The following is a 7,706-nucleotide window of genomic DNA, read 5'->3' on the forward strand; positions in this document are numbered from 1 at the left end:
GCACGGGCGGGCGCTCGGACCCGTCGCGCTCGGTGGCGGTGCCGGCGGTCGGGGCGGTACGGCCGGACGGCCCAGCGCTGGGGGGCGCAGCGGCGCCCGCAGGCGGCGGATGGAAACGGTCAGAGCCGAACCCGCCACGGCCATCACTCCCTACGCCGGAATTACCCGGACAGGTTCAGGCGGTCGGCGGCGCCGGGCTTGTGCCCAGCCGTCCTCTCAGCCTCCTCGGGTGGAAGCTCCCGCAACGTTCGCTCAAAGTACGGCATGGCCAAGGCCGTCGCCAACCCCTGGCCTGCGGGTCGAGGTCGCCGCGTCAGGAGGCCAGGGCCTGGTGGGGGCGAGCCGTCGGTGGCACCCAGCCCCGTTCGCGCAGGGCTCCGGCGACGATCGCGGCGGCGTCGTCCGGTGCGGTCCGCAGCAGGCGCGCCGGCAGTCGGACCAGGGTGTCCTGACCGGGACCGCCCTGGGCTACCGGCTGGCTCGCGGTCGACTCGACCTCGACCCGTACCCGCCACGGCTCGTAACGCACGGTCAGCCGGGAGGTCGGCTCGTCGGGCGGCCCTTCGACCCGATAGCTGGCGGGTGGTAGCTCCTGGCGCCGCTCGATCCGGCGGAACATGATCTCGGTCAGGTGCGGTGCGTCCGCACCGAGCCGATCCAGCGTCTCGGTGATCAGTGTGCGCCGGCTGATCGGGCCGCGGCGGGACAACGCCTCGCGCAGGCCGCGGACGGTGGCGATGCGTTGGTGCACCGCATCGGCGAGGAGGTCCTGCGCCAGCGCCCGGGACACCGCCCACTCCGCCATGTCGATCATGGACCGGGTCGGTGTGGTCCGTCGGGGCAGTCGAAGCGGGTCGATCTTGGTGATCTGCAGGCGTGCGCTGTGCCGCAGGAGCACCCCCGGCGGGGCGCTGACGCGGCGGTCGGCCGGGACGAGCACGGTGACCGGCTGGGTGTCGTAGCCGACCAGCCCGGCGAGTGCCGCCGCGCACCCGCCCGCAAGCACCGCATCCGGGCCGATGGCCTGCACGACGGCCCACAGGTGCTGCGGGCCGGCGGTGGGGACGAGGCCGGTGATCAGGACGCCGCGGAAGGGCTGGCGCCAGCGGCCGTCGTTGAGGCGCCGGCGGATCTCGGTGCGGGGGATGCCGGCGGCGACCGCGTCGCGGATCGTGATCACGGCTGCCTGCGTGGTGGCGATCTCCTGCCAGGAGAGTCGGCCAGGGTTATGGGCCATGAGAAGACGATGGCGGTTGTTCTTCCATTGCGCCAGCATCTTTTTTTAGTTGTGGATAACTACGTGCGGTGTTCGTCGGTCACGCCGGGTTCGGTGGCTGCCCGCCGACGCGGCGGCGCCCCCTGCGTGGCGGCCTCCCCTCGGCGGGCCTGCGCCCGTCGGCCGGTGGGTACTCCGCGGGCCGCCCGGGGCTCTCTTCCTGGGAATATGGATCTTCCTCGAGGTACGGACCCCTCGCGGGCTGCTCTCCGGCCGGCACCCCGTCCCCGGTGAACCCATCCCCGGCCGGGCCGCGGGGGCGGCGGGGTCAGCCTGTAGGCCAGTTTCTCCGCGGCGGCCGTCGGGGTCGGGGTCGAGTAGATGCTGCCGGGCGCGGCGGTCTCGATCGGACGCGGCCAGGCCCCGGCCGGCCGGACCGCCGGCCCCGGGAGCGGGAGCTGCGCCGACCGGCGGTCGAACGGCGAGACCCGGGGCAGCAGCACGGTGCCGGGGTTGCAGTCACCCGGTGTCACCCGGCCCGGTCCGTCGACCGGGCTGACCAGCAGGAAGGCGGTGGTCGGCAGGGTCTGCACGGTGGTCGGTTCGATGAGGAACTCATACACCCGCTGCGTGGTGCTGCCGTCGTTCGTCGAGTCGCTGACCGAGGTGTTCGTCGTGCGCTGCCAGGTCTGCGAGCGTGACGTCGTCACGGATTCCTGCCAGCCGGTGTTCGTCGAGGTGTTCTGCAACCAGGGCAGCAGGCGGGTGCTGTCGTAGGTTCGGCCGGAACCGCCGCTGGTGCCGGTGGTGTCGGAGGTGTCGTCGGAAGAGCCGACGCTGTCGCTGTCGCCCGTCGTGAAGCTCCGCCCGACCTGCGTGGTCACCTGGGACAGGACGAACTTGTGGCCGCGGCCGATGAATTCCGCCGCCGTCGTCGCGTCCTTGCCGTTGCCGAGCCGCATGATGATCGTCGAGCCGCCCTGGCTGCCCAGGACCCGTTCGGTGTCGTCGGCGAGCCGTTCGAAGAGCAGCACGAGGCGCACCCCGGCGATCTCGGCGTGCCGGGCCAGGCCCCCCAGCACCGGTCGGCCGAGATGGTCCGCTCCGGCGACGATCAGCATGTCGCGTCCGGTGGCGGGGGCGAGCTCGCGGCGGCGGAGCTGGTGGAGTACCGCCTGGATGACGAGCCGGTCGGAGAGCTCCTTGTGATGCGTGGATGACGTGCGGCTGGAGGTTGCCATCACCCGCAGCCCCTGGACCGGCCACCACGTGGCCAGCCGCCGCAGGCCGCCCGCACCGCCTGCACCGCCCGCACCGGCGACCGCCGACCGGTCCCGGGCCGTGGCCGTGGCGCCCGGCAGGCAGAGGGCCTCCAACGACGAGCGCAGGTAGCGCAGCTCGTCGGGGATCCGCTCGCCGCGGCCGAAGGCGTTCATCCGGCTGACAAGCGCACCGGCCTCGGCTGTCGACAACGCCGCGGCCGCCGTGCCGTCGTCGAGACCTTCCAGCACGCGCAGGCCCTCGGCGAGCCGGCGGAAGGTCAGCCGCTCGCGGAGGACCGCAGCGACCGCGCTCACCAGGTCGGCGTGCAGCGCCCGGCGGTGATGGTCCTGCTCACCCTCGCGGGTCGGGCCGAAAGCGTCCGCCACGAGTTCGCCGGTCTCCCGTGGGCCGAGCCCGTCGAGCAGCGCGACCTCGTCGAGCTGGCGGGGCAGATCCCAGGATTCGACCGGCCAGCAGGCCTGCCCGGCCAGCCGCGCCAACCCGCCGCCGACGGTCCGCTCGCTGAGGTCGACGAGCAGGATGCCGGTGCCGCTGGTGAGCACCGAGCAGCCGGCGGTGGCCAACAGACTGGCCCAGCCGTTGCCGTCGCCGCCGAAGACGTCGACCCGCGGCGTCGCGGCCGGCGTCACGATGGGGAAGAAGGCGCTGGCATCTTCCCTGCGCCGCTCGTCGGCATGGTTGTGCGCGTCGATCTCGGCCCGCCAGGAGACCACCGCCTGCTCGTGCCCGGCGCGGGCCGTCGCCGTCGCCGTCCGTGCCCGGCGCCGGGCACGGACCAGGCGGAGGTGGCGCGCCAGCGGGGGCAGGCCGGCGAGCAGGGCGAGGGCGAACCCGGCCGGCACGAAGAACAGCCCGCCCTCGCCGGCGAGCAGCACCCCGAAGACGACGAAGGCCACGGGTATCAGTAGCCGCGTCCACAGCGACCGGATCGCCCGGTCGCGCCGGGAGGCCAGCTCGGTCAGGTCGGGCAGCGCGGGTTCCGTCCAGGCAGGAGGCTGGTCGGCGAGCGGGCTCGGCGCCGGCGGTCCGCCGTCGACGAACTCCCATCCCCAGCGTTCCCGGGGGACGAAAAGTCCCTGAATCAGCTGGGCCTCCGCCGCCGTCAACGCTGCGCCCCCCACCGTGGCCCCCCGCCAGTCGCGTCACCGCCGGCCCCGGCCCGCCAGTCCGCACACCGCCCGGCCCACCGCGCTGCCGTTGCTGGCGAGCACGCCCCGTAGCGAGGCCAAATCCCTCCGTCTCCAGTATGGTGCCATGTGTCCGCTCTGTCGCGTTCTGCCCTGGCCCGATCTCACCGGCCGGCCGCGGCCGACTCCGGCGCCTCGGGCCCGGCCGGCGGCCCGCCCGCGGCCGTCTCGACGAGGTTGGCGATCTGGTCGACCAGGTCCGCCAGACCGGGTCCGGTGCAGGCGTGCTCCAGCGCGATCGCGACGGCCCCGGTACTCGTCCCGCCGGCGAGCTCCCGCACCGCGTCGACCAGCCCGCTCGCCGTCACGTCGCCGACGCTGACCTGGTCCTCACCGCCCGCATAGACCGGGCTGGTGCGCAGCCAGGCGAGCTGCTCGCCGATGGTGCTGCCGGCGACGGCCAGGCCGCGGTCGTGCCAGGACGACGTGTGCGGGTGGGGGCTCGCGGCCGGGCCCTGCCGGCGGACGGCCTCGGCGAGGGCCAGCCGGACGTCCTGCCAGCGGTAAACACCCGCGGTGAACCGCCGGGAGTCCCGGCGCGCATCCACCTCGTCTGGGCCGTGGGGGTCGCCGAGGCCGTCGGGGTCGCCGACGAGCAGCCGGCGCAGCGTGGCGGCGAACTCGTCCGGATCGACGAACACGCGCAGCAGTCGGGCGCGGGTGTCGGTGGCCCGGTCGGTGGCGTGCGCGAGCAGGCAGTCGAGCCGCCGCGGCGGCTGCGCGGCCAGCATCGCCCGCAGCCCCGGCGAAGGGGTGAACGGCGCCACGCCCAGCACGTGGGCGAAGCCCATCACCTGATGGGCCGCGACCGCCTCGCCCCAGAGCACCAGCCGGGCATCTCCGGCGGCGAGGGCGGCCGTCTCCTCCAGCGTGCAGGCCCGCCCGACGGCGCATGCGGCGCCGCAGTGCAGACTGCGCCGGCCGGCCAGCGGGACCCGGTCGTAGCGGGCGAGGTGCGGCGACTCCCGGGCGTCGCCGGCGACCATCCGGGCCAGCACCGGGCGGTCCATGCCGTCCAGGCTGACGGCGGCCACCCCGGCCGGCAGCGCCACGACGGCCTCGGACTGCTCCGGGCGCAGGTTCATCGTGGCGCCGACGGCCTCCCGGTCGTCGGCGGCCGGCAGCCGATGCATCACCTTCAGCGCGGTGTTCTTGATGACGTCGGGCAGGATCTTCGCCGGGATCTGCTCGACGACGATGAGGCCCTCGCCGTAGGCGCGGATCTCGGCGAGCAGGGAGGCGAACAGCTCGACCGCGGCCGCCGCCGGTCCGTCGGTGACGTTCTTGAGCAGCCGGTGCGCCTCCTCGACGACGAGGACGTGCCGCAACCCGCCGGCGCTCGCGGCCCCGAAGCAAACCCGCAGGTGCTCGACGATGCGGATGAGAACCGCCCCGAGCAGGAACGCCTTGTCCTGGTCGCTGGTGATGTCCTCGAGCTCGATGACGACGTTGCGGGTCAGCAGCGCGCCGATGTCGATGGGATGGCCGCCCTCGAAGAACCGGCTGGGGCTGCCTTCCCGCAGACTGCCGATGCGCACGTCGACGAACCCGCGGACGTCGGCGGTGACCTCCGCCCCATAGCCGATGTTCTCCACCACCCTGGCGGCGGTTCGTTGCAGGTCACCGAGGGTTGGGTAGCGCCGGCGCGCCTCGACCGGCGGTTCCGCGTCCGGCCCGCTGACGCGGAACCGCGGCCGATGCGGTGGCTCGGGCCGGTCGAGCACCAGGTTCCAACCCAGGTCCCGGTAGCACACGGTGAGAGCGCGGGCGAGGACCTGGGGGAACGGTTCGTGCGCCTCGAAGGCGGCAAGGAACAGCGCGCGGACAAGGTCGAGATGGCTCTGCAACGGGAAGCCGGCCTCCGGCTCCAACGGGTTCAGCGACGCCGGCGCCGCGTCGAGCCGGCCCGGTCGGATGACGAGCACCTCGCCGGGCCGCCCGGCGAGATCTGCCAGCCGGCCCGCCATCCGCGCGTACTCCGCCTTCGCGGGCTCCAGCACCAGCCACGGCACCGGCGCCGGGGCGCGGGCCAGCGACTCCAGCAGCGACCGCACGGTCTGCGACTTCCCGGAGCCGGTGGCGCCGCAGACGAACGCATGCCGGTTGAGCGTGGACCGCGGGACGGCGAGCGTGCCGGCCGGCGACCAGCCGGCGTCGAGGACGTCGCCGAGCCGTACCGCCCCGGGCGCGCCGCGCGGGTCCGCGGGCCCGCTGCCGTCCGGGCCCTCCGGCGTCACGTCGAACGTGTGCGGGGTGATGAGTGCGATGCCCGGAAGTTCCCGGCCGGGCGGGCGGGCCAGCGCCGCGAGCAGCTCGGCGCCGGCCCGGAACGGGCTTCGCTCAGCCCCGTCGGCGGGACCTGCTGGGCGCGGCGTCCAGGCGCCGCCGAACGACGTCGCGGGGCCCAACGGGCGCAGCGTGTAGGGGAGCTCGTCGAGGTCGCTGGAGCTGCACAGCAACGCTGCCAGGGAGAACGCGCCGGCCCTGCTGGCCCCGCCGACGAGGATCTCGACGTCCCACATCCCGCTGGCCGCGGCGCGACCAAGTTCCCGGTGGCGGCGCTCGGCGCGTTCCAGGTCGAGCCGGGCGTCCTGGTCGTGCTCGCGCAGGCGTAGCGCGGGGATGGACCGGGCGAGGGCGTCGCGTTCCTCGGCGAGGCGGTGCGGCGGCACCGGCCAGGCCAGCACCAGCCAGGCGAACGGGCCGACGAGGTGGGCGGCGTAGTCGTCGAACGAGCCGCGCCGCGCGCCGGCCGGAGGTTGGGCGCCGCCCTCCCCGCCCGGTCCGGGTGCCCACAGGGCGTCCGGGGCTCCGCCGCAGCGCAGCCAGAACGGGAAACTGGCGAGATCGTCGAGGACGGCGCCGGGTGGCAGCATCGCGGCCGTCGACCCGGGCGGGTAGAGCAGCGGTGCCACCGCCGCCGTCCGCGGCGTCGCTGCGGGCTGGGGAAGACCTGGCCGGGGCGGCCCGGGGAACGGCGGGAGCGTCGGCAGCGCCGCGCCCGCACGATCCAGCCATCCGCCGGCGTCCAGCTCGGGGAGCACGGGGGCCGCTGGGAAGGCCGCACTCGCTGGGAAGGCCGGGTCTGGTGCCGCCGCCACGGCCTCGGTCACGGCGGCCGGGACGGCACTCGGCGGGAAGTAGGGCCGACCGCCGGCGAGGAAACGGATGTGGGACTCGCCCGGCCCGCGCAGCTAGGCGACGGCGATGCCCGGTGTGGCCGGCCCGGCGTCGAACGAGGTCAGCTCGGCGTGCGCCCCCACCAACGCGGCGAACAACGCGGGCGGGACGGGGTCGGGACGGTCGGTTCCCTCGGGACGCCGTGGGGTGGTCAGGATGCGGTGGAACTGGAAGCCGTCGAGCACGGTCGTCGGGCCTGATTCAGTGGGGGCCCGAGCGGTGGCGGGCCGGGGCGGTGGCGGCCGATTGCGGTGCGGTGAGCGCATTGCGGTGCGGTTTGCACGCTTTGTCGCCGCACATTGAACAGAACGTACCGCAATCGACTCTGCGCATCCCGTGTGCCGCATCCCGTGTGCCGGCGCCGCGCGTGCCGGCGACAGGCGTAACCCGGTCGGGCGTGATCCAACCCTCGTCGTGGCCGCGGGGGGGCGCTGGAGGGGCCGGGGTCGGCAGCCGACCGTGCGTTCATCCTCGCCGGACCTTTCGTGGTCCCGATGCCGCCGGCCTGCCGGCGGGTCGCCGAGCAACCGATCCGCGGCGGCAATCTATCACTCTCTGCGTGGAAATAAATTCGGATCGTGTTCGTTGTTGTGGTGTTTTGGCCCGATGTGCGCGTTTCGGGCAGGTTCGGGTCGTGCCGGGTGAAGAGGCGGAGGGGAGTGTGTGGCGAATGATGTGGATCCATCCGGGGAGGCATTCCTGAATGTCACCCAGCGTTCGCGTGTTGTGGCTGGATGGCGTGGGCAGTCCACTGGGGTACGCTGTCGAAGCGCAGGAGGCGATCCGTATCGCCGCGACCGGTGCGCCGTGGTCGCACCCCGGTGGCGTGGGTGCGGTCT

General features: G+C 74.3%; 4 protein-coding genes. All 4 read right to left on the reverse strand.

The window, feature by feature from the left end:
• Nucleotides 1-313: 313 nt before the first annotated feature.
• The 4 genes from G6R25_RS18965 to G6R25_RS27835 all read right to left on the reverse strand — a co-directional run bounded on the left by G6R25_RS18965 (nt 314) and on the right by G6R25_RS27835 (nt 7,052).
• On the reverse strand, nt 314-1,237 hold the full coding sequence (locus G6R25_RS18965) for a type IV toxin-antitoxin system AbiEi family antitoxin domain-containing protein (RefSeq protein ID WP_235949053.1): 924 nt from the start codon (nt 1,235-1,237) through the stop codon (nt 314-316).
• A gap of 59 nt (nt 1,238-1,296) precedes the next feature.
• Nucleotides 1,297-3,606: a hypothetical protein gene (locus G6R25_RS18970; RefSeq protein ID WP_205447243.1), complete on the reverse strand. Its 2,310-nt coding sequence runs from the start codon at nt 3,604-3,606 to the stop codon at nt 1,297-1,299.
• Between the two features lie 185 nt (nt 3,607-3,791).
• Nucleotides 3,792-6,800: an ATP-binding protein gene (locus G6R25_RS18975; RefSeq protein ID WP_235949055.1), complete on the reverse strand. Its 3,009-nt coding sequence runs from the start codon at nt 6,798-6,800 to the stop codon at nt 3,792-3,794.
• An 81-nt stretch (nt 6,801-6,881) separates the two neighbouring features.
• Nucleotides 6,882-7,052, reverse strand: coding sequence for a hypothetical protein (locus tag G6R25_RS27835; protein ID WP_235949056.1), 171 nt, complete (start codon nt 7,050-7,052; stop codon nt 6,882-6,884).
• Nucleotides 7,053-7,706 lie beyond the last annotated feature (654 nt).

Origin of the sequence: Candidatus Frankia alpina (assembly GCF_902806485.1) — a bacterium.
Classification (GTDB): domain Bacteria; phylum Actinomycetota; class Actinomycetes; order Frankiales; family Frankiaceae; genus Frankia; species Frankia alpina.